The sequence below is a fragment of the Bacteroidota bacterium genome (assembly GCA_018692315.1).
Taxonomy (GTDB): Bacteria; Bacteroidota; Bacteroidia; order Bacteroidales; family JABHKC01; genus JABHKC01.
The window spans coordinates 38,358-61,558 of sequence record JABHKC010000106.1; the positions used below are offsets into that span (position 1 = coordinate 38,358).

18 protein-coding genes are annotated in these 23,201 nt (G+C 32.4%); 4 read left to right on the top strand and 14 right to left on the bottom strand.

The window, feature by feature from the left end; genetic code table 11:
- Together HN894_08660 and HN894_08665 are read right to left on the bottom strand one after the other, a co-directional pair.
- Positions 1-867, bottom strand: coding sequence for an ABC transporter ATP-binding protein (locus HN894_08660; protein MBT7143395.1), 867 nt, complete (start codon positions 865-867; stop codon positions 1-3).
- Between the two features lie 54 nt (positions 868-921).
- On the bottom strand, positions 922-1,623 hold the full coding sequence (locus HN894_08665; protein ID MBT7143396.1) for a GLPGLI family protein: 702 nt from the start codon (positions 1,621-1,623) through the stop codon (positions 922-924).
- A 333-nt stretch (positions 1,624-1,956) separates the two neighbouring features.
- On the opposite strand from HN894_08665, the gene HN894_08670 reads away from it, so the two are divergent.
- Both HN894_08670 and HN894_08675 read left to right on the top strand, forming a co-directional pair.
- Positions 1,957-3,300 (top strand): HAMP domain-containing histidine kinase, encoded by a 1,344-nt coding sequence (locus tag HN894_08670; GenBank protein MBT7143397.1) that lies wholly within the window; start codon positions 1,957-1,959, stop codon positions 3,298-3,300.
- Positions 3,287-3,976, top strand: coding sequence for a response regulator transcription factor (locus HN894_08675; GenBank protein ID MBT7143398.1), 690 nt, complete (start codon positions 3,287-3,289; stop codon positions 3,974-3,976). Before HN894_08670 ends, HN894_08675 begins: the two co-directional genes overlap by 14 nt.
- 562 nt (positions 3,977-4,538) lie before the next feature.
- Here HN894_08675 and HN894_08680 read toward each other — a convergent pair.
- From HN894_08680 to HN894_08730, 11 genes are all read right to left on the bottom strand, one after another.
- Positions 4,539-4,700 carry a hypothetical protein gene (locus HN894_08680; protein ID MBT7143399.1) on the bottom strand — a complete coding sequence of 54 codons (162 nt, stop codon included), beginning with the start codon at positions 4,698-4,700 and terminating at the stop codon, positions 4,539-4,541.
- Positions 4,701-4,760: 60 nt separating this feature from the next.
- Positions 4,761-5,216 (bottom strand): hypothetical protein, encoded by a 456-nt coding sequence (locus tag HN894_08685; GenBank protein ID MBT7143400.1) that lies wholly within the window; start codon positions 5,214-5,216, stop codon positions 4,761-4,763.
- 342 nt (positions 5,217-5,558) lie between these two features.
- Positions 5,559-5,939: a DUF3127 domain-containing protein gene (locus HN894_08690; GenBank protein MBT7143401.1), complete on the bottom strand. Its 381-nt coding sequence runs from the start codon at positions 5,937-5,939 to the stop codon at positions 5,559-5,561.
- A 47-nt stretch (positions 5,940-5,986) separates the two neighbouring features.
- Positions 5,987-6,424, bottom strand: a complete 438-nt coding sequence (locus HN894_08695) for a peptidylprolyl isomerase (GenBank protein MBT7143402.1) — start codon at positions 6,422-6,424, stop codon at positions 5,987-5,989.
- A gap of 214 nt (positions 6,425-6,638) precedes the next feature.
- Positions 6,639-8,081 carry an oligosaccharide flippase family protein gene (locus HN894_08700; GenBank protein ID MBT7143403.1) on the bottom strand — a complete coding sequence of 481 codons (1,443 nt, stop codon included), beginning with the start codon at positions 8,079-8,081 and terminating at the stop codon, positions 6,639-6,641.
- A gap of 87 nt (positions 8,082-8,168) precedes the next feature.
- Complete coding sequence (locus HN894_08705; protein ID MBT7143404.1) at positions 8,169-9,692, bottom strand: aromatic amino acid lyase; 1,524 nt, start codon at positions 9,690-9,692, stop codon at positions 8,169-8,171.
- A gap of 66 nt (positions 9,693-9,758) precedes the next feature.
- Positions 9,759-10,994: an Nramp family divalent metal transporter gene (locus HN894_08710; GenBank protein ID MBT7143405.1), complete on the bottom strand. Its 1,236-nt coding sequence runs from the start codon at positions 10,992-10,994 to the stop codon at positions 9,759-9,761.
- Between the two features lie 69 nt (positions 10,995-11,063).
- Entirely contained in the window at positions 11,064-13,085 is a 2,022-nt protein-coding gene (locus HN894_08715; GenBank protein ID MBT7143406.1) for a tetratricopeptide repeat protein, read from the bottom strand.
- A gap of 68 nt (positions 13,086-13,153) precedes the next feature.
- Entirely contained in the window at positions 13,154-15,019 is a 1,866-nt protein-coding gene (locus HN894_08720; protein ID MBT7143407.1) for a DUF1736 domain-containing protein, read from the bottom strand.
- A gap of 155 nt (positions 15,020-15,174) precedes the next feature.
- Positions 15,175-15,915, bottom strand: coding sequence for a YebC/PmpR family DNA-binding transcriptional regulator (locus HN894_08725; GenBank protein ID MBT7143408.1), 741 nt, complete (start codon positions 15,913-15,915; stop codon positions 15,175-15,177).
- Positions 15,916-16,204: 289 nt separating this feature from the next.
- On the bottom strand, positions 16,205-17,989 hold the full coding sequence (locus tag HN894_08730) for a hypothetical protein (protein MBT7143409.1): 1,785 nt from the start codon (positions 17,987-17,989) through the stop codon (positions 16,205-16,207).
- A 253-nt stretch (positions 17,990-18,242) separates the two neighbouring features.
- On the opposite strand from HN894_08730, the gene miaB reads away from it, so the two are divergent.
- Both miaB and HN894_08740 read left to right on the top strand, forming a co-directional pair.
- Positions 18,243-19,643, top strand: coding sequence for a tRNA (N6-isopentenyl adenosine(37)-C2)-methylthiotransferase MiaB (gene miaB / locus HN894_08735; protein ID MBT7143410.1), 1,401 nt, complete (start codon positions 18,243-18,245; stop codon positions 19,641-19,643).
- A gap of 155 nt (positions 19,644-19,798) precedes the next feature.
- Positions 19,799-20,587 carry a hypothetical protein gene (locus tag HN894_08740; protein ID MBT7143411.1) on the top strand — a complete coding sequence of 263 codons (789 nt, stop codon included), beginning with the start codon at positions 19,799-19,801 and terminating at the stop codon, positions 20,585-20,587.
- Between the two features lie 83 nt (positions 20,588-20,670).
- Here HN894_08740 and HN894_08745 read toward each other — a convergent pair whose 3' ends face one another.
- Complete coding sequence (locus tag HN894_08745; protein ID MBT7143412.1) at positions 20,671-22,821, bottom strand: aldehyde:ferredoxin oxidoreductase; 2,151 nt, start codon at positions 22,819-22,821, stop codon at positions 20,671-20,673.
- Between the last annotated feature and the right edge of the window lie 380 nt (positions 22,822-23,201).

Genomic DNA, 23,201 nt, shown 5'->3' on the forward strand with positions numbered 1-23,201 from the left:
TTAATTACGTAATGCTGTGAAATAAACATCTTCAAGACAAGCCGGTGAATTATCAAAACCATCTCCGGGGTGCTCTTCATCAAATACATGAACCAAAGGTTTTCCTGAATTAAGGTGGGAATAGATTACATTAAATGAGTTTGATACATCAGAGTATTCTGCTTTTTCAATCCTTTTTGTCCAGATCTTACCATTAATCTCATTTATTAGTAAATCTGGTTTTCCATGAACAACCAATTTACCGTTGTTTATAATACCCATATTGTTACATAAGTCGCTGATATCATCCACAATATGTGTAGAAAGAATTACGATTTTCTCTTCGCTGATATCACTTAACAGATTATTAAACTTAACTCTTTCGGCAGGATCAAGTCCGGCAGTAGGTTCATCCACTATTATGAGTTTAGGATTACCCAATAGTGCTATAGCTATTCCAAAACGCTGCTTCATACCTCCAGAAAATGTGCTAACATACTTCTTTCTGTATTGATAAAGATTCACCATCTCCAAAAGGTTAGTAACACTTTCTTTTCGTTCTTTCTTCTTAATGATGCCTTTTAGTAATGCATAGTGATCCAATAAATCCTGTGCACTTATTCTTGGATAAACACCAAATTCCTGAGGTAAATATCCAAGGACTTTCTTTACTTCATCAGATTGCTTTAACACATCTATATCATCCAGCATAATACTGCCGGCATCTGCAGATTGTAATGTAGCAATGGTTCTCATTAATGTGCTTTTACCGGAGCCATTAGGTCCTAGTAGTCCAAACATTCCTTCTCCAATTTCAAGTGAAAGATCATTCAAAGCCCTAACACCATTGGAATATGTTTTCGATAATTCTGTTATATTGAGTTTCATGATTTTTATTTTTTAATATTTGAAATTTGAATATAGAGTGCCGATTTTTGATAATTAATGCGCTCCTTCCATAGATTTTTGTATTTCTTCCATATGTTCTTCAGTAAGATCCATCAATTGCTCTTCAGTTACCAGTGTATATCCTTCCGGTTTTGTAAGTAGTTTTTCATCAACCACTTTTTCTTCAATACTTTGGAATAAATAGCTAAGCATGTTACTTTCAATTTCAAGAACCATTCCTTCTATTGGTAATAATCCCATAGGAGAATAATACATTAAAAGTTCAGGACAATACCATATTGTGAAAGTCATATCATCTTTAGATACCATATTTGCTGCTTTACAGGTGTAACCACCTAATTCTTTAGTATCCTCTAATAATTCCAGCTTATATTCTTCCGGGTCGAATTCATTTACGGTATAGAACTTCTCTTCACCCAATTTAGTAAATGAGAGCATTTTCTTATTCTCAGCATCCAGTAACATATCAGCTGATGATGTGTTGATCATGATTCCATCTTTAGACTCTTCCTTTACTTCCTGTATTCTGGCTTTACCATCTTTAAAATGTAATTGCATTTTGGAAGATGCAAATTCAGGAATAAAAGCTTTCATCGCTTTCTGAGCACCTTTGAGGTTTGCATGAACATTAATCTTTTGTTCGTAAGTAATAATACCTTCAATAATTTTCTGTGCTGAAAGTGAATATGAGATGATTCCCAGAAATAATGTAAGGATTAAATGTCTTTGTTTCATTTTAAAAGTTTTTTGGTTTTATTTTGATGCAAATGTATTACTAATATCAAAGAATATATGTTATCGAAAGGTTATCTATTGTTATCGAGTGTTAACAAACTTGGTAATAATTTAATTGTAAGTACTTTTGTTTTATAAATTTTAAATATGAAGAAATTACATTACATATTACTATTAATGATCTTACCGATAATAGGTGTTATCGGTTTTCAGTCCTACTGGATTATTAATACCTATAAAATTAATGAGGAAGGCTTTCAAAAAGACATCAAGGCTGCTTTACAAAGTGCTATTAAAAATGATATCATTAATCAGACAAAGGATAAACTCCCTATGTTGGATAGTACACTGAATGGAGCAGGCCAGATAGATATATCATCTAATATGTATCAATCAGGTGATTCAACTATACTTGAAGAATTAATTGGAATGTTGAGTGGAAGTGACACTATTCCTCCTGAAAATGTTACTATTCATATATCCGGAACTGATGATGAAATGATACCTTTCGAAGGTCTTCCATTTGATAAGCTTCCTGATTCTGCAAAAATTATGGGTGATACGACCTTCATTGTTGAAACATCCTCCGATTTTAGTATGGATGGTTCGTTGAAAGATATGATGCTAAGAGTTATTGCTGATTTAACTGGTCATGCAACACAACTTGAATCAATTGATTCTCTTTATAAAGAAAGTTTACTCGAAACGGGACTTGAATTGGATTATAAAATGGCTCTGTATAAAGGAGGAAAATTTATAGGATCAACAAAAGGTGATTCTGTTGATTTTCAAAATCCAGATACTAAGGCTTGCATTGACAAACTTTACACTGAGAGTCCTGAGTTAAGAGTTGTCATTCCTGAGAAAGCAAGTTTTCTATTATTGAATATGTGGATGTCTTTGTCTACTTCATTATTATTGGTTATTGTTGTTATAGGGACTTTCATTTATATGCTTACGGTGATTATGCGACAAAAGAAGTTGTCGGATATGAAGAATGATTTTATTAATAATATGACACATGAATGTAAGACTCCAATTGCTACTGTTAGTGCAGCTATTGAATCGATGCAAAACTTTGGAGTATTGGATGATAAAGTAAAAACAAAAAACTATCTGAACATTTCCCAAAAAGAACTGGTTCGCTTGAATTCAATGGTTGATAAAGTACTTGATATTTCTGCATATGAGAAGCAGAAAGTTGTTCTTAATAAAGAAGTCATATATCTTTCTGATATTGCAAAAGATGTTGTTGAGCGTTTCAGATTACAGGATGAGGATAAAACTTCGATTGTAGAAGAGATAATGGGTGATATACAAATATTTGCTGATAGGATGCATATTCAGAATCTTATTAATAACCTTCTGGATAATGGAGTGAAGTATTGTGATAAAATTCCTGTTATAAATGTGAAATGCAAAATAAAAGATGGTATGGCTGAATTAAGGATAAAAGACAATGGTATTGGTATTTCCAAAGATCATCAAAGGTTGATTTTCGATAAATTTTACAGGGCTCCTGGAAATAGTATGCATTCAGTGAAAGGTTTTGGATTGGGCTTGAGTTATGTGAAACATGTTGTTGAACAACACGAAGGACAAATCTATGTTTTTAGTATGCCAGGTGTCGGAAGTGAATTTGTAATTCAATTACCATTAAGCGATGGAAGCAATTAGAGTTTTATATGTCGAAGACGAAGAGTCTTTAGGTATGATTGTAAAGGAGAGTATGGAAAGTCGTGGCTTTGATGTACTTTTTTGTAAGAATGCAAAAGAAGGTCTGCAGGCTTTCAAAACCATGTCACCCGAAATTTGTATATTAGATGTGATGATGCCCGGGATGGATGGATTTGAAATGGCTAAAGAGATAAGGACTGTTGACAAGAATATCCCTATCATTTTTTTAACTGCTAAATCACAAACCAGCGACGTAGTAAAAGGATTTGAATTGGGAGCTCATGATTACATCAAAAAACCTTTTAGTATTGAAGAGCTACTTGTTCGCATGCAATTTATTCTAAGAAGAGAGAAGAGTGAATTAAGCAGAGAAGTAATGGACATAATTTTCAATATTGGTAACTATAAATTCCACACCGAAAGGCAGACCTTGCTATTTGAAGGAAATGAAAAAAAATTGACTCACCGGGAAACAGAGATTTTAAGAATGCTTTGTGAAAATCGGAATCAGGTGTTAGAACGAGATGCTGTATTGATGAAATTGTGGGGAGATAACAGTTTCTTTAATGCACGTTCCATGGATGTGTTTATCACCAAATTAAGAAAGTATCTTATCAAAGATTCAAGAATTGAGATTGTTAATGTAAGGGGGATAGGATATAAATTGATTGATTGATACTACTTGGTTTATTTTTCGAAGGTGGACGATGACTGATAAAATGTATTTAGCCCAGATGACGAGAATTTATGCTAATATGGCTTAGCAATATTATACTACTAGATTTTTCTGCTTCAAATTGAATCTGGATAGTCTTAAAGTACAATTAGAATATTGGAGCAGCCTGAAAAGTCACCATATATTTGAAATATAAAAATCAATGCGACTATAATCAATGAAAATCCGGAATAGTCATATGAATTGTTAAAAATTAAAATTACTCTGACCTTATCTGCTGCAAACTATTGGTAAAAATATAGTAAAGCCAATACTGTTAAAAAGCATTGTTTTGGGAGGTAAATTTTAATCTAAACATAAGATTAGGTACAACCTTTCAAAATTTTGGTTATAATAAGTAGAATTATTCAAATATTGAAGCTTATCTTTGGTATGTTTCTAATGAGAAAATTGTTAGAGTAGTGTAGATAATTTCAGGTTTTGATTTCAAAGGCTCGAAATTGCCACAAACAGCAATTACTTTACAATCTATTGTTGATAGTTCTATTCATTAGTGCCAGTTTTATCTGTAAGCAGCATTAATAATATTTATCTTAGTAAAACCATCTATCTTAATGTTTATCCAGCCATATATTGAATCATTAGCAGTTATAGTTCTAAATCCTAAATATTTATTTTCTAAATTACTCCAGCCATATAAATATCCACGATTAAATGTAACCAAAGGAGGTTCGTACGAAAAACCCGTCCAGGTATGACAGAATTTAATTTCTGAATCCTTTAATCATACTCCATTGCTATCTACTATATCATGCTGGCTAAGTATAATAGGAATGATTTCATCAGTCGAATTAATTAATGTATCAAGTACATGTGTGCTATCTGAAAGTTGTGTATCAGTATAAGTGTATATTAATCTCTTAGTAATACCTACCATGATTTCAGTATTATTAATTCCATGTATCGAACTAGAAAAATCGCCCCCCATTCCACCTTGATCCACATGAGATTTTGAGACAAATTCAAAATCATTAATTGCATCATTATTGATATCTAACTTATATATTGTGTGCCAATTATCAGAAGTAATTGTGTCATTTATTTGAATATAATTTGCTGAGTCAGATACTCCAGCAAGGATAAAATCATAATCTATCTCAACTGGGGTATCATCAGATTTAGTACAATTATTATGTACTAAAATAAAACCAATTAAAATTAGGAACCTTATCATATTCATATTATGCTTTTATCAAGATGTATTAGATTAATTTATGGTTGAGTTTAAATTCCAATATATATTTTGCTATTATCTATAATAATTCATAATGGTTTATTATTTAAGTCAATCTATTTTATGCAAAGAAATTAAAATATTGGCAACAAAAAACGCCAATAACTTGGTTTCTCTAATGTTAAAAATCGTCTTTCCAAAACTAAGGGATTTCTGAATTTATACAGATCGATAAACTTGTTATTGGCGTTTTCTTAATTTTCGCTAATAATTATTTACATAAGCATCTACTTATTTACCAATTACTAAAAACCAAATCCTATGAAAGATTTTGCCTGCATATAAACTTTAGAACGGCAAATCATTCCCTTCATCCTCTGTTTCGGGTGGAATGTCGTTAATTGATGGTGGGGGAGGAGCAGCCTGCCCATTCGATTGACTTTGTCTTTCAATTTTCCAGGCTTCCAAATTCGTAAAATAATTTACATTCCCGTCTTTTTCCCAGCGTCTGCCTCTAATATTGAATCCTACCTTAACTTCATCGCCAATATTATACGATTTCAAAACATTGGTTCTGTCTTGGGTTAGCTGAAATTTTATTGTTTCAACAAATTCATAATCGTTGCTTCTTCTGGTATTTTCAATTACAAATTCGCGTTTTCTAAACTTTTCTGAAATTTGAACTTCATCGTAAATTTCAATTATTTTTCCTAATATTTCAAAACTCATTTGTCTGATTTTTTGGTTTATTTAATTATCTATTACGTCAGATTCTTCTATTCGTCAAAGATAATAATTTTTTCAATTTTATCGCCTCCCTGAATTTTTCCGATTACATCTAAACCTTCGTAAACTTTTCCGAAAACCGTATGGTTTCTATCTAAATGTTGAGTGTTATCGCGATTAAAACATACGAAAAATTGAGATCCGCCTGTATTTCTACCGGCATGTGCCATCGATAATACACCTTCTTCGTGATGCTGATTTTCGCCATCTAACTCACAATCGATAGAATATCCGGGGCCACCAGCACCAGTTCCATCGGGACATCCTCCTTGGATTACAAAATCGGGAATTACTCTGTGAAAAGTCAATCCATCGTAAAATGATTCTTTCGATAATTTAATGAAATTGTTAACCGTTTTTGGAGCGTCTTTTTCATAAAATTTGACTTTCATGATTCCTTTCTCCGTTTGAATTTCTGCTTTTGCCATTATATATTTTTTAAAAATTTAGCTGGCAAAAATATATATAATTAGTTTAGCTTGAAATTTTTTCGTAATTTTTCTAAAAGGTGGTAGAGGGCTACAAATAGATGTTCCTTTGTAACTTTTGTATTTACAACTTTATAAATGAATACTGATTGTTATTGGAATTTGTTTCCCATTTGCCGCAAGTTTACAACTATATTCTATTGGAATATTTTTTTTATTCGTCTCCTTTCACAATTTCAAAAAGTGTTTTGACGCTGATAAGTTTTGTAAAAAATGCTAATAATGTACTAAATATTACAATTGCAAAAAATCCGTATATCCAATTTGTAAAATATAATTTAGATACATACCCAAAAATAAAAATAGTAACTATAAAAAACAGTATTGAAAAAATTAAAATATAGTTTGTGGGAAAATTAAACTTCTTTTTCACTATAAATATTTGGGCAACTGCTGTAAACAGTTGAGTTGCAAGACTTGAGCTGGCTGCTCCAAGTGCCTGATATTTTGGAATTAAAATTATGTTTAAAACAATATTTATAACTAATCCTATGCTAGCCATAATGTTAAGCTCTCTAAGACTGCCATTAGCTGTGAGAAGGCTTCCGAAAATGTAGGTTGTAGAAATTCCTACAAATCCTATCATCAGAAGGGTGAATATTTTTGAGGATTCAAGAATGTGTTCTTTGTACAACAAGTCCATAATTTCGACATTATAGAAATATGAGCAAATTGCAAGAATTATTGCAGGAATTAAGATAAGAAGTGAAGAAAGTTGTAATAATTGACCTATATTTTCTTTTTGTTTTAGCATTCTGGAAAACATTGGCAGAAGCAAGCCTGCAAACAAAAATCCGAACATTGCTCCTGCATCTAAAATTCTAAAAGATTGAGCATAAATTCCTGCTTGTTCTTTCCCATTTTCTAATAGTCGTTCTAATAAAACTGAGTCAATTCTGTTGTATGTTGCCATTATTAGAACTAATATTGCAAAAGGGTAGCTCTGTTTTATTATAACTCGTAAATAATTATAATCGAATTTTAATCTTAAAAATTTTGCATTAGAAAATACAATCAAAAAAATTATTGTTGAGCTTAAAACATATGCAGCAGTCTGAGCATAAACGAACCATTCTATTCGGAAAGGTTTTGTAGAAAAATTCCCCCAAAGTAAAAAACTGCAAATTATTATCATGATAGTTTTGTCTAGAACAGACAAAATACTATCGGTTCTGTACAATTGCAAGCCGCTTAGATTTGACCTCAGATAAAGTGTAAATGAGATTAGAAATTGGTTAAAAACCAAGAACAGTAACAATTTTATTTGAACAATATTATAACCAATAATAACTGCTGCAATCATGCTAATAGCAAAATAGGCAACAGCTAATATTAGTTTGAGTACAATTATATTCGACAAAAATTTTGTCAACAATTGGTTGTGTTGAGAAATATTTTTGTTGTTGTAGTTTGTAACACCTAAGTCTAAAACAATATTTATAATTAGCGAAAAACTTAGCAGTGAAAAATACAAACCATAGTTTTCTGCTCCAACTACATTTTGCACTTTTACTTCTATGCCAAAAATCCAAAATGGTTTTATCAGCAGATTTAGTAATAGAACTAAGCCAAGATTTGTTACAAACTTTTTCTTCAAATTATGTTTTTCAAATTATGAATTATAGATTGTAAATTGTTATTTAAGGTTGCTATTCAAATCAAAAATTCATAATTTATCTAAGTTTTACTCCAAACTTCCAACTTCTTTTTCTACCTCCTCAAGAATTTCGCAAGATTTTACTAATTCTTTCATTTTAGTATGATCTGGGTATAGAGGACGATCGATATCTAAGAAATCGACATATTTTCTTACAATTTCTTTTGCTTTTGAAACTCCGTTTCCAAAATTATATTCACGGAAATCTAAAGCTTGTGAAGCAGCCATAAATTCAATACCCAGCACTCCATAGGCATTATCTAAAATCTGGAAATTTTTTATTGCAGTATTCATTCCCATCGAGACAAAGTCTTCCTGGTCGGCAGCAGCCGGAATGGATTGTATTGAAGCCGGAGCTGATAAAATTCTTTGCTCAACAATTTGCATATCGGCAGTATATTGGCTTAACATTAATCCTGAAAACATTCCTGCTCCTTTTGTTAGAAATGCTGGCAATCCGACACTTAGTGCAGGATTATTTAATCTGTTCAGTCGGCGTTCTGATAGAACTGAAACCATGGTAATTACATATCCGGCCATGTCCATTGGTACTGATACCGGACTTCCTTGAAAGTTTGCACCCGATAATTGAAGGTCTTCTTCCGGAAAAAATATAGGATTGTCTCCAACTCCGTTTAATTCAATTTCTACTTGCGAGCGTGCGTAAGCAAGTGCATCGTGAGCTGCACCAATTACTTGTGGGCTCGAACGCATAGAATAAGCATCTTGTACTTTGCATTTCACTCTATTTTCTGCCAAATCTCCGTTTGCTACCATTTTTCTAATAGATTCAGCACTTCGTACTGCGCCTTTAAATCCTCTGACTTCGTGGAGTTTTGCAGAATATGGTCGCATATTTGCTTTTAGAGCTTCTAACGACATGGCTGTGGCAATTTCTGCTTGTTTGAGCCAATTATTTGCATCGTACAGAAAAATAGCACTCATAGCAGTGAGAACATTTGAACCATTGATAGTGGCTAATCCATCACGAGCTTTAAGTCCTGGAACTGGAATGTTTGCTCTATTCAAAGCTTCTTTACCTTCCAATAATTCACCTTCGAAATAGGCTTTTCCTTCGCCCATCAGCAATAGAGCAATTTGCGACATTGGAGCCAAATCTCCACAAGCTCCTACCGATCCTTTTTGGCAAACAAAAGGTGTTACACCTTTGTTTAGCATTTCAACCAAAGTTTGAGTGATTTCCGGACGGCAACCTGAATTTCCATGTGCATGAACATTGATTCTGCCAAGCATAGCTCCTCGAATGTATTCAATTGGTGCAGGATCGCCAATTCCGGCAGCATGATTATAGATTAAATACTTTTGGAAATCTTTAACTTGGTCTTTGTTTAAAACTACCTCTGAAAATTCTCCTATGCCGGTATTTACACCATACATTATTTCACCTGCAGCAATTTTTCTTTCGAGCATTGCACGGCAAACTTTAATTCTTTCTAAGGCATCGGAGTGAAGTTCTACTTTTTCGCCATTTCTGGCTACTCTAACTACATCTTCAATTGTAAGATTACTACCTGTAATAATATATGTCATAACTTTTTATATAATTTTTTAAAACGCAAAAATAGTTAATATTGAATAATTCAAATAAGATTATTATCATATAAATCGCCATATCAGAAAATATATTCCAAATCCTGTTAGAAAGCTTAAACCAATGTACGTTAATATTTTAAGCCATAACTTTGGTTTTGAATCTTCAGGGACATTTTTTCCCATTACCACCTTAAAATTTAGGTAACCTAAAATCGGTGCAGTCATAAACGATAAAGTTGTAGCTATATCAACCAGAGTTTTCAGGCTTTCGGCAAAATATCGAAGAATAGTTAATGTCCCAACTATTAATATTAGAAGCCAAATCCATGTCAAAATATTTGTTTTGAATTTCAATTTCGGGAAGATTATTTCTGTGCTTGGGCTTAAAACTCGCGGAAATGCGTCGAGACAAGTTATTGTTGTGCTAAACATTGTTGTAAGGGCTGCAATGGCAATAAATATGTTTGCCCAATTGCCAATGCTTTCAGTATATAAATTTATGAGCTGAGAAGCAAAAATAGTTCCTTTGTCGGAGAAAGTTTCGCCTGTGCCGTACATTACAAAAGCTCCGAGCATTAGGAAAATTACTGAAAGAATTGATGTTCCAATGTATCCAATATTAAAATCGAACAGAGCCTCTTTAAGTTTTGGGACATATCCTGTTGCTTTTTTTTTGGCAAGTATCCACATCGAATGCCACACCGAAATGTCAATCGCCGAGGGCATCCAACCAACAAAAGCTATTATGAACGCAATATCGGTATCCCAACTAAATGATTTTGAGAATCTCGGGTTTGGATTGAATCCTTTAAAACTTGCCGAAAATATGGCTATGATTGTCGAAAGAGTTAAAATTATAATAATAACCTTAATAAATTTATCTAACAATGAATACCTTCCAATTGCAATTATTAAGGCAGAAACACAGATTATTATAATTGCCCAGGAGAAACTATCGAAGGAATCTACAAAAACATGAGCAAACAAACCGGCTGTTACTGCAGTAACTGCTGATTGAATTGTAAACATTGTAGAAATTGTGAGAACTACATAAACTATCACCGCAAGAATTCCAAGTCGTCTGTAGCCGTCAATCAAGCTTTCGCCGGTGGAAGCTGTGTAGCGCGGAGCAAATTCAAAAAATGGATATTTCAGAAGATTAGCAATTACTATTAACCAAATTAGTTCAAAACCAAAGGAAGCTCCTGCTCGAGTAGATTGTACCAAATGCGATACCCCAATTGCAGCCGCAGCCCACATTAATCCCGGTCCAAGAGTTTTAATGTAATTAGTTTTTATCATAAATCTGATTTCAATATTATCTTAAAATTTGAAATATTTTATTTAACCAATAGCAAACTACCTTTTTTAGTTTCTGCTTTTTTCTTTCTGAAGAAGCTGCTTGTAGTGATTGAATTTTTCCTCGTCATCCAAACTTAAGTATATGTTTGATAGATACATCAATGCTGATCGGTCAGATGGATTGATTTCTAAAGTTTTTTCATAAAATGAAATAGCACTATTTAAATCGCCTAATTGCTGTGCACAAAAAGCTTTGACGAAAAATGCAGGTGAATACAAAGAATTTAACTCTAAAGCTTTATCGGCATATTGGGCTGCAACTTCAAAATTCCCCAAATTTATTTGTGAATTTGCCATAGAAATATATCCTCTGTCTTCAGGATAAATCTCCAATGCTTTTTCGAAATAGGGAATTGCTTCTAAATTTCTATTAAGCTTTGTAAAAGCCAAGCCCACATTATAGTAATTGTAAGAAAACTTGTCGGGAGTTATTTCTATAGCCTTCTTAAAATGATAGATACATTTTTCATATTCTTTTCGTTGCAGATAAATTTTGCCAAGATTTCGCCATGGATCAGGATGATCGGGATAAATATCAATAGACCTGTTGTAATAAGTAATTGCTATATCCCTTAATTTTTCTTTATCTTTTATTTTATCATCTCTCTTTAAACTCCTGATTATTTCGTTTGCATATCCTTTGGTTGCAATAAATGATTTCGGATTTGCATTAGAATCTCTTTCGTATAAAGTAAGATTGTCTTTCCAATCGTTGTTTCTTGCTATTGTTTTTAAAGTATATGGAATAAGAATTGCCAGAAGAACAATTTTTAGTCCGATTGGGAATTTTGGAATTTTCTTCCCTTTAAAATCAATTTTAAAAACCGTAAACAAGAGAAAAATAATAATTATTGCAAAACCCAGCGATGGAACATACATAAATCTATCGGCAACTATTCCCATTGCTTTTTTAATTACATTCGAATACATTGCAATTGTCATTAAATAGAATAAAATTCCATAAGAAACTATATGCTTTTCTTTCAGTTTTTTCAATGCGTAAATGAACAAAACCAAATGAATTGCAACAGACAGGAACGACCAAAAATTTGCAAAATTTGTTATCGGCACAGTGTCGAAACCATAATAGTAGCACATTGGGTGCGGCAGTATAAGCATTTTTATATAAAAGAGTAAAATCCATGCACCTGTACCAAAATGTATCCAAATATTGTCGATAAACATTAAAGGGTTTTCATAATATTCTTTGTCGCGAAAGGGCGGTGGTAGGAAAAATCGGGGAACATATTTTATCAAAAAAAGAACCATAAATAATATAAAAAATATCATTACAATTTTCCATGGAGAAATTTTCGTGAAAAAGTATAGAGTCAAAGGTATCAACGCAATAAATGCAAGTGCTCCTGCTTTCGATAGAAAAGCAAAAAAGAAAAAGAATATTCCCACGAAGAGATTATAAATTTTGTTTGTGTCGAAATATCTGATCATGAAAATTGTGGCGAGTAAAACTCCAATAAAGCATAAAGTTTCATCTCTGTTTTTCAAACTATTTACAACTTCGGTATGTATTGGATGTGCAGCAAATAATAGAGTTACGAGAAAAGGAAAAATAATATTATAATCTCGCATTATTCTTTTCAGGAAAAAGAAAATCAGGATTAGTGTGAAGGCATAGAATATAAGATTAAAAAAATGAGCAGCATTTGGGTTTCGCCCGAAAAAGCCATATTCTATTGCATAGCTTGCTTTTACGATAGGCCGATACTCGAAACTATTTTTTTTACCTTTGTCGTAATATGGTGTTACGAAAATTTCACCAATTCCTTCAAATCCTTTCTGTACTGTAGGATTTGCTCCGGTAACATAATTATCATCGACAGTATAACCATGTGGGATAGTATTTCCGTACAGAATTAAAGAAACAATTACAAAAAAGATGGATATTGCAAGAGTGCTTCCAAAAAATTTCTCTAAAAATGATCTGTTTTTTTGAGTTTTTTCAAGATCAACTTTTGCTGGCTTCTTATGTTTTTTATTTTGATTTGGGTTATTATTATGTCTTGTCATAAATAATTTGATTATTAATTATTTTGTAATTAGCGGTTTAGGTTTTAGTGTATTTTATAGATAATTCTCTAACTGTCTCTTGCTTTAAGCATTTCTTTAATTTCGTTGGCTTTTTCCATATAGAAATTCGATTTTCGTACATCATCTTTTTCTTTATAGATATCTGCCAGGTTTTTGTATGCCTGAAAATTTTCAGGATTTAAATCTATGGTTTTGTTGTAAAATTCTATGGCTAAATCTAATTTTTTTGTCTGATGATGGCAGAAAGCAATGTTGAAATATGCCGGCGCATAATCATTTTCTATGCTTTTGGCTTTTTCAAAATTTGTCATAGCTCGTTTGTATTCTTTAAAAAGGAACATATACATTTGCCCTTTCATGTTCCATGCCTGATAATAATTGGGATATACTTTGGTTGCAATATCTAAGTGTTTGAATGCCAAATCGATATTTCGTTTATTTTTTTCGTAAGGAGCACCTCTTTTGAAGGATGCAAAAACTTGCGATTTTAATGAGCCGGCATAAATAAAATTTGCTTTTGCAGAGTTTTCCAAATCGTCTATATCGGCTTCCATAAGTGTCATTTGAGTATCCCAATCTTTATTTCTATCAATGGTTTTTATGGTGTAGGCAATCATAAGCAAAACAACAATTGCCATTATCCCACTTCTTTTTTTCGAAGATAATGACAATTTGTTGGGATTTGCTTTCACTATTTTGAAAAATAAAAAAGTAATAAGTATTGCAAAACCCAATGAAGGATAATAAGTAAATCTATCAGCAACTATACCCATTGCAGGTTTCAGAAGATTAGAAAAAATAAAGATGGTCATTAAATAATATAAGATTCCGAAAGATAGTATATGTTTTTTACGGATTTTTAATATTGCAACGACAAACAATGCCGAGTGAAAAACTACTGAAAATAGCACCCAAAAGTTAGACCAGGATACAATGGGAATGGTATTAAATCCATAATAAAATTTCAGTGATATTGGAAAAATCATTTGCTTCACATAAAACATTAAAATGTATAAACCTGTGGTTATTTTTGTCATAAAAGTTCCATCGTACAACAATGGATTTTCAATATATAAAACTGGTCTTTGAGCACTTTCGAGATAGAATCGAGGAATAGTTTTCGTTAGCCATGCCACTACCAAAACACTTAGAGTAAGAAGCACAATTTGCCTTGTTTTTGCTTTTGTGAAAAAGTATAAAACAAGCGGATATACAAATACGAAAACTAAAACTGTGGGTTTCGACAGGTATGCAATCGAATAAACTAATAGCCCAAAAATTATATAATAAAACTTTTTAGTTTCGATATACTTTACAAAAATAAACAAGGTGCTTATTACACCAAGAAAAGCAAGAATCTCGTCTCGATTTTTAAGGCTGGCAACTACTTCTGTGTGAGTTGGATGAGCCATAAAAATCATTGTTGTAGCTATGGAGAAGAATATATGATAATTGTGTAATATTTTTTTTAGTAATAAAAACAAAATAATGCCGGTGAGGGCATAGAGCAGAATATTTATTAAATGACTCATGCCGGGTGCTTCTCCAAAAAGCCCGTATTCGAAGGCAAAAGTGGCTTTCACTATCGGGCGATAGCCAAACTTCAGCGGTTTCCCGTCTTCATACATGTTTGCATAAAGTGAAGTAAACAAAGAGGGAATTGCATCGAATCCTTTTTTAATTTCGGGATTGTTTGTTACATAAATATCGTCGAAAGAATAGCTATTTGGGATAGTATTTCCGTAAAGGATAAATGCAAAAACCACGAAAAAAGCAAGTATATAATTGTTCCTTGTTTTTGTATCTTTTTCTAAAAATGAAAGAGATTTTTGTTTTGATTGTTTTGCTGGTTTTGAAACATTTTGATTAGCCTTTTTGGTTTTATTTTGTTTCTGAATTTTCTTTTTTCCCATATTATAATATGCTGAGTTGTAATAATTTAATAGTTGAGTTTTTATAAAAAATGCAAAACCTTAAATCAGTAGAATCAAAGATTCACAAAAATAATACACATGATGAGAGTTATAATTTCATGATTATTAATAGTTTGTAACGAAAAAAATGCAAACTACAATTCCTCCAAAAGCTCATCAGTAATTTCGAGATTATGAAAAACATTCTGAACATCATCATCTTCTTCAAAAGTCTCGACCATAGCCAGTATTTTTTTTGCATCTTGAATATCTAAAGATTTTGCATCGTTAGGGATTCTTTGAAGTTCGGCATTTTCGGGAACTATCTTCATTTCGTCAAGTTTTTTTTGTACGTTTCCGAAATCTTCGAGGGCAGTGGTAATAATAAAATTATCGCCATCAAACTCAAAATCTTCAACTCCGGCATCAATAATTTCCAACTCAAATTCGTCTGGGTCCAATTCTCCTTTAGGAATATTAAAAACTCCTTTTCTATCGAACAAAAAACTTAAAGAACCATTTGTGCCAAGGCTACCACCCTTTTTGGTAAAAATTGCCCGAATATTGCTTATCGTTCTATTATTGTTGTCTGTCAAACATTCAACATAAATTGCAATTCCGTGCGGTGCATAACCTTCAAAAGTAATTTCCTGAAAATTTGATTCATCTTTATTTGCTTTCGATATTGCCCTGCTGATATTATCTTTTGGCATATTTACACCTTTGGCGTTTTGAATAGCCATTCGTAAGCGTGGATTTGAATCTTCATCCGAACCTCCACCTTCTTTCACTGCTATAGTAATTTCTTTAACTATTCTCGAAAACATTTTCGAACGTTTTGCATCGGCAGCTCCCTTTTTTCTCTTAATGGTTGACCATTTACTATGTCCTGACATATTACTTTATTTTTATTAATAAACTCCTCAAAAACTAAAATACAAAAGCCCAAAAATAGAGATTTGAATTTTTATAATGAAATTTTTATGAATGAAAAAATGAAAGGTAGGTTCAACTCATTGATGCTACTTTTCAGTTTTTAAAAAATTGCAATAATTTCAAACTTGTGGTTGGTGGCATCTTGTTATTTGGATGACCCGGCGGGTTTTTAAAACCCACTGGGTCTATAAAGATTTTCTTAGAGTATCAAAAAATAAAACAATGGTAAAATAAAAATGGAGTAGATTTTTATTGGGGTGGTGTATAAGTAAAATTCATAGCATTTGCAAGTTTCATCTGATAGCCTTTTCCGGGTGTCATATTTCCAATATTATTGATATTATAAAGCGGCCAAAAAACATTTCCCAAATCGTCTTTTACAAGAGAAATTTCTGAGACAATTGGGCTTAGATATGTTTCTAATGGAGCTATACTATCCAACAAAAATCCAATTAAACTCCAGCCGGCAGGGTATGGAATTATCACATTTTCAGGAATAATTTGCTCACCAGAAACTTGCAAAGTATTTTGAGCATTCATTTTTATCTGATAGCCCATACCAACCGAAAAGCTATCGAGATTATCGAGATTATACTGAGGCCAATAAACCATCCCTACTCCATCTTTTACAATTATTACATTCTGAACAATAGGTGAAAATATATTTTCTATATCATTATTTGCAGGTTCAATATAAGTAGAAAACATACTCCAGCTTGAATCTAAAGTAATATTTTGGCTTTGCATTTGGGCTGAGGAGAGGTTTGCTTTGGCGAAGATGAATTGATTTTGAGTTATGTTAAGGGTATCTTCACCGAAAAAATAATTCCCTAGATCCCATATTTCCCCAAGCAAAAGTAAATCATCATCTTGATTAAACTGGAAATCCCAAATATAAAATTCCTTATCAGGTAACACTTCTTCAACCCATTGACATATTCCATTAGAATTACACATTAAAATATCTTTTCTTACATAATTGGTTGGTTGTAAATAAATAGAATCGAGGTAAATATTACCACCTGACCTTGTTGTAAAATATATATTATCATATTGGTCTATAGAAAATAAGTAAAACGGAACATTCCCTGAGATATTAATGCCACTTTTCGCCCAGATAACATTTGCGTTTACAGATACTATTCTTGCCATGAGAAAATCTAATGAAGGTTGATACGAATCGTTTATTATTTGAAAATTGCCAATATTTATGGTGTCACAATAAAAAGAACCAATACAAAACAAGTCGTCATTGTTAAAAGCTTCAATCTCAAATATAATAAAATCAGGAAAATGTTGCTGCCACACAATATTTCCTTGATTAATTTTATATATTGCATAATCCCAGTAAACATATGCATTTTCGTTCGAATCTAATGCTGATGCCATTCTATACTCATTATTGCTAAAAACATTATCCAAGCTTGGAAATGCACCAATCCATTCAATATTGCCTGTAAAATCCATCAATGCTGCAAAAGCTTGAATTGTATCCTGCATAGCTAAAGTATCATACCCAGCAATAAGTGCTGTACCTCCAAAAAATACACCTGCAACACAAACAGAATTATTATCAGAAATTGAGATTGTGTTTATGTAAACATTTGATGAAGCAGAATTACTTGAGAATTGCTTCGACCATAAATGATTGCCATTGCTATCTTTTTTAAATAAATTGCCTGAACCGAAGTACCCGTCTGTACAATAGAAGTTATTTTGTTGGTCAACAACCATATCTCGTGATAATGGTAAATTCTGGATTAATAAATTACCGTCTAAATCAGTTTTAGATGTTAGATCAACATGAATAGTTCCATTATAACATTGAGGACATGGAACTATTGTATCATTAAATACAATAGGTACCCAGTACTCAGCTTGAACTATTACATTGTCATCATAATCAAAAGTACTTCCATAGAAATAATTTGAACCACCAAAACTACAAGCCTCTTGCCACTGAATATTTTGCGAATAAATCGTTAAGCTGATTAAGCATAGAAAAACTATAGTAAAAAAGTTTTTGCATTTCATAATTTCTAAATTTTTTTTTGAGAAAAGATAAAAATTTTGTTTTCGCTATTGACTTTAGAAAATATTCTTAAAAGCATTAAATAACAAAAATCAATGTAAATATAAACATATTTTTTGAAAAATAAATTTCTTTCGAAGAAAAAATCTTAGTTAAATTTTCCAATAAAAAATTAGTAAAGTTTGTATATACTTTCAATTCCCAATTTCTAATTTCCAATTTTCTATATTTGCCAAAATTTGAATTTAACGAAATATGCAAAGAGAAAGAAAGGAAAAATTGGCGACACAATCTCAAAACCAAGCGATTGACTATGAAGACAGTGATGCCGCCGAAAAACGAAATTTATATATAGAAACCTATGGCTGCCAAATGAATGTTGCCGATAGCGAAATTGTAGTATCTGTTTTGCAAAAAGAAAACTTTGAAGTTACAAAAGAAATTTCAAATGCAGATTTGATTCTTGTAAACACATGCTCTATTCGCGAAAATGCAGAACAAAGAGTACGAGGGCGATTGGATGTTTTCAGGCAACAAAAAAAGAAAAATCCCGGGCTGATAGTTGGCGTAATTGGCTGCATGGCTGAGCGTTTGAAAAAGAAATTGTTAGAAGATGAAAAACTTATCGACATAGTTGTAGGTCCAGATGCCTACAGAGATTTACCAAACTTGATAAAACAAACCGAAGGCGGACAGCAGGCAATAAATGTGCTATTGTCACGCGAAGAAACTTATGCGGATATTAGTCCTGTCAGATATAGTACGAATGGGGTTTCAGCTTTTGTTTCAATAATGAGAGGTTGCGACAATATGTGTGCTTATTGTGTTGTTCCGTTCACAAGGGGTAGAGAACGAAGCCGCGAGCCCGAAACAATTTTGCAGGAAATTACGAAATTAGCTGAAAACAATTTTAAGGAGGTAAGCTTGCTTGGGCAAAATGTGGATAAATATTCATGGAAAAATGAAGAAAGTAATGTGAATTTTGCTAATTTGTTGGAAATGGTAGCAAATGCTTTTCCAAACTTAAGAATTAGATTTTCAACATCTTATCCGCAAGATATGAATGACGAAGTATTGGAAACTATGGCAAGGCACAAAAATATTTGCAAAAGCATTCACCTGCCGGCACAATCGGGGAGTACCAAAATTCTTGAGCTTATGAAAAGAGGTTATTCTCGCGAATGGTATATGGATAGAATTAAATCGATAAGAAAAATTATTCCTGAATGCTCAATTTCAACAGATATTATTGCCGGATTTTGCAACGAAAGCGATGAAGATCATCAGGCAAGTTTGTCTTTACTAAAATGGGCAAATTTCGATTTTGCATATATGTTTAAATATTCTGAACGCCCAAATACCTATGCACAAAGAAAACTTGAAGATAATGTTTCTGAAGAAATAAAATCTGCAAGACTCACTGAAATAATTGAGCTTCAAAACAAAATTTCGGCAGAAACAAAAGAGAAAGATCTTAACAAAACTTTTGAAGTTTTGGTTGAAGGAATTTCAAAAAAATCAAAGGAACATTTGTTTGGTAGAAATTCTCAGAACAAAGTTGTGGTTTTTCCTAAAGAAAATTACGTAATTGGTGATTTTGTAGATGTTCTAATCACGGATTTCACATCTGCTACATTGAAGGGAAAAGCGATGTAAATTAATTACTGATTATTAATTATTATTTACTATTTGCTAAAATCTAATTGCAGTTTGCAATAAAATTTTGACTGCGGTGTGGTCTTTAATGAAAAATTGTTTTCTGTATTAATGTTTTTATCTTTACAGGTTCATTAACTAAAATTTCAATTATTATGAAAAGACTTGGATTATTAATTTCAATTTTGCTTTTATCTGGCACATTTGTTTTTGCACAAGAGGAAACAAACAAAAAAGTTGAGGATGAAGAATTGTCATTAGTTGACATGATTAATAAATTCAGGAACAAAATGCTGCCTGCATTAACACCCGAAGCAAAGGATTTTTCATTTGAAGTGAGTTTTATACCATTAAGTAACACAGCTCCAATTGACTTATCTTATTTGCGAGGAAGGTATTTTATGTCAGACAAAATAGCTTTGAGAATGGGGCTTGAATTTGACGCTAAATCAATTTCTGAAGAAAATCCTTTTTATGGTGATAATTCATTTATTGGTGATATTCCTGATGCAAAAATTGAGAATTCTTATTCATTATGGGGGATTCACCCGGGAATTGAATATCATTTTGGAAATCACAAAAGGCTTTCTCCTTTTTTTGGAGCAGATTTTTTCTATATACAAAAGACTTCGAAATCAGCTATTAATTACAATTCCCCTATATATACTTCTGAAACTATTGACATAACTATTGACGGAGCCTGGAGCAATTTTGAAGAAAGAGCATTTAATCAGTTCAGTCTTAATCTGATTCTGGGTAGCGATTTTTATTTGTCCAAGAATATTTTTATGGGTTTTGAGTTTGGAATTTCATATACAACTACGATTAATCAGAAAGTTACACAAACTATTGATGATGATGAGATAGATTATTTAGGTAAAACAAGCGAAACTAAAATTGGTAAATTTGTAAATAATGCAATCAGGCTTGGTGTTTGTTTTTAAACAAGCTGAAAATTTGACTAAAAAAAACGTCCGAAGACTTATTCTCCGGACGTTTTTTTTGCTTGCAAATTTAAGTTTGCTTTTTATAAATGAGGAGTAACAGTTTCAATTAGTTGAGGAAGATCCATTTTGATTTTTTTCAAATGTTCGATTGTAGGAACTCCGTTGTTATTCCATCCTCTGCGTTTATAAACAGCATCCAATAATTTTTCGTATTGCTCTTCTCTAAATTTTCTGGTAATTGCAATTTTTTCATCGGTAGTTTTTCCTTTAGGATCTACTCCAATTTTTTCTTGCATTTGCTTGTCGTATCGTTCTTGTCGCGATTCGTATTCTTCAACAGTAACAGGTCCGGCAGCACGATATGGCTGAGCATCCCATTTTCTGGTTCCGTAACCACGGCGAAGATTGAAAATTCTTTGGAAATTATATACTCTTTCCGATTGAAGTATCATTTCTTTATTGTCAATTTCTTGTCCTGTAACGGCTTTGAAAATTGTTAAGTAATTATCTACATGCTCGGGAACTTTTGCAGGTTCGTCTGTGTCTTCATTTCCTACAGGTTCTACATCGTTCCAAGGAAGTTTGCAAAGTCCCATCAATCCAAACCAGGTTCTGAACATTGGGAAATAGTGCAATGCTTCGGCTTTATCTTCGAATGTAGGTATCTGATTGTTTACCATATCCATAAAAATCAGCCAAGCTTCATCGTGTTGTGGTCCTTTGTTTGTGAGAGCAAAACCACCTTGCTGAGCTAAGGATTCTTTCGAAACATATTCCGAATATTCTAGTCCTTTATTTTCCATTGCAATGTCTTGAAGAAATTGTGCATCGCCCCAGCCTTTTTCAACGAATAATTCTTTCATTTTGCGTGTTCCGAGTCCGACAATTTTTCCAAATTCTTCGCCTCGTGCCAATTGGTGCAACAATTCCATAGCACTATCAGCGTTTCCAAAATTCAGTTTTAAACCACCTGTTCTTTCATCGTTCAAGATTCCATTTTCGTAACATTCCATTACAAATGCCAAAATGGTTCCCCACGAAATTGTGCAAATTCCATAAGTGTCGCAATAGAAATTTGCTTCAATAATATAATCGGGATTAAAAATTCCGCAATTAGAACCTAATCCACCAGCATTTTCATACTCAGGCCCGTCAACTATTACTTTATCACCTTCGTATGGTCCGCTTCTTAATTCGTAATTGTCAACTCCTTTGGCACAAGACATATTACAACCTATCCAACAACCATCAGGTATTCCTTGCGTAAAGCGTTCTTTCCAAACATCTCCGTGAATCTTACCTGCATCTTCATGGCTTCCATATTTGAAATTGTTTGTAGGAAGCAAATCGTAATCGTCCATAATATTAACAAGGTGTGCTGTTCCTTTTGTTCGCATCTCGGCTTGAGAATCGTCGAGGTCTCGCATTTCTTTGTTAAATCGTTTTCCTCTTTCCATTATTGGTTTTAGGTCAACTACATTGTTCAAATTTCCTTTTACACCGGAAATTTTACAAACAATGGCTTTTATTTTTTTATCTCTGAAAACTGTTCCAATTCCACCTCGTCCGGCTTGCTTCAGTCTCACGAGTTTACGTTTTGGGTCGTAAAAACTGAAATTTAACATTCCAATCAATGAATTATCGGCAGCATCGCCGGCAGAAACTACAGCTACATTTTTTTTGTCTTTATCATCATTGGCAAAATATTCTGTTAATTCTTCGGCAATTATATGGCTATCATTCATTTTTGGAGCTTCATAAAGAACAACTTTTCCATTTACTCCATCAATAAAAATAACTAATTCATTTTCAGACTTTCCTTGAATCTCGACTGCATCGAATCCGGAAAATTTTGAGAATGGCCCAAAAAAGCCACCCACATTACTATCCATAATAGAGTTTGTTTGAGGCGAAATAGAAACGCAAATAGATTTGCCGGTTCCTGAATATTGAGTGATACCACAAATTGGGCCTCCCGAAATAATAATTTCATTGTCGGGATCATTCCATGCAGTGTCGGCTTTTGTTCCTTCCCAAAGCATTTTTAATCCAAAACCTTTCCCTCCAATAAATTTTTCTTTCATTTGTTGGCTAACAGGTTTTTCCAGGATTTCATTATTTCCCACATTTATATATAGGGTTCTGTTGTTGTATCCACGGTCGATGGCTCCTAAGTCATACGACCATTCTTTGAAAACCTTATGCTCTTTTTTAATCTTTTCAATATTCATTTTATTCAAAATTTAATTTCTAATTAAAGTCGCAAAAATATAAAATCTATCTGTATTATAAGTTTTTGAGAAAAATATTTTAGGGCTTAATTTTTTTATTTATGTGGCTTAATATGATAGAAAAACAAATAAGTTTTGAGCTAATGTAAAACTATTCAATTTGTTTTTATTTTGAACTGTTTTCTTAGAGATACTAAATATTTGGCAAGTTTGAATCTTGTGCTTGTTTAAAATTTATTAAGCTCTAACCTGAATAATTCATAAATATTTCTACTACAAGCCCAAACTGCACATCATCTTTGACCGTCCTCAATTTTTATTCCATCAAAATAGCTCGCTATTACTCAAAAATAAAAATCTGTGGTAGTTCAAATCTGACA

What these genes read in the sequence shown, in the direction of transcription:
- HN894_08660 (MBT7143395.1), bottom strand. Translation starts at nt 867, where the DNA reads ATGAAACTCAATATAACAGAATTATCGAAAACATATTCCAATGGTGTT.
- HN894_08665 (MBT7143396.1), bottom strand. Translation starts at nt 1,623, where the DNA reads ATGAAACAAAGACATTTAATCCTTACATTATTTCTGGGAATCATCTCA.
- HN894_08670 (MBT7143397.1), top strand. Translation starts at nt 1,957, where the DNA reads ATGTTGGATAGTACACTGAATGGAGCAGGCCAGATAGATATATCATCT.
- HN894_08675 (MBT7143398.1), top strand. Translation starts at nt 3,287, where the DNA reads ATGGAAGCAATTAGAGTTTTATATGTCGAAGACGAAGAGTCTTTAGGT.
- HN894_08685 (MBT7143400.1), bottom strand. Translation starts at nt 5,216, where the DNA reads ATGAATATGATAAGGTTCCTAATTTTAATTGGTTTTATTTTAGTACAT.
- HN894_08690 (MBT7143401.1), bottom strand. Translation starts at nt 5,939, where the DNA reads ATGAGTTTTGAAATATTAGGAAAAATAATTGAAATTTACGATGAAGTT.
- HN894_08695 (MBT7143402.1), bottom strand. Translation starts at nt 6,424, where the DNA reads ATGGCAAAAGCAGAAATTCAAACGGAGAAAGGAATCATGAAAGTCAAA.
- HN894_08705 (MBT7143404.1), bottom strand. Translation starts at nt 9,692, where the DNA reads ATGACATATATTATTACAGGTAGTAATCTTACAATTGAAGATGTAGTT.
- HN894_08715 (MBT7143406.1), bottom strand. Translation starts at nt 13,085, where the DNA reads ATGACAAGACATAATAATAACCCAAATCAAAATAAAAAACATAAGAAG.
- HN894_08720 (MBT7143407.1), bottom strand. Translation starts at nt 15,019, where the DNA reads ATGGGAAAAAAGAAAATTCAGAAACAAAATAAAACCAAAAAGGCTAAT.
- HN894_08725 (MBT7143408.1), bottom strand. Translation starts at nt 15,915, where the DNA reads ATGTCAGGACATAGTAAATGGTCAACCATTAAGAGAAAAAAGGGAGCT.
- HN894_08730 (MBT7143409.1), bottom strand. Translation starts at nt 17,989, where the DNA reads ATGAAATGCAAAAACTTTTTTACTATAGTTTTTCTATGCTTAATCAGC.
- miaB (MBT7143410.1), top strand. Translation starts at nt 18,243, where the DNA reads ATGCAAAGAGAAAGAAAGGAAAAATTGGCGACACAATCTCAAAACCAA.
- HN894_08740 (MBT7143411.1), top strand. Translation starts at nt 19,799, where the DNA reads ATGAAAAGACTTGGATTATTAATTTCAATTTTGCTTTTATCTGGCACA.
- HN894_08745 (MBT7143412.1), bottom strand. Translation starts at nt 22,821, where the DNA reads ATGAATATTGAAAAGATTAAAAAAGAGCATAAGGTTTTCAAAGAATGG.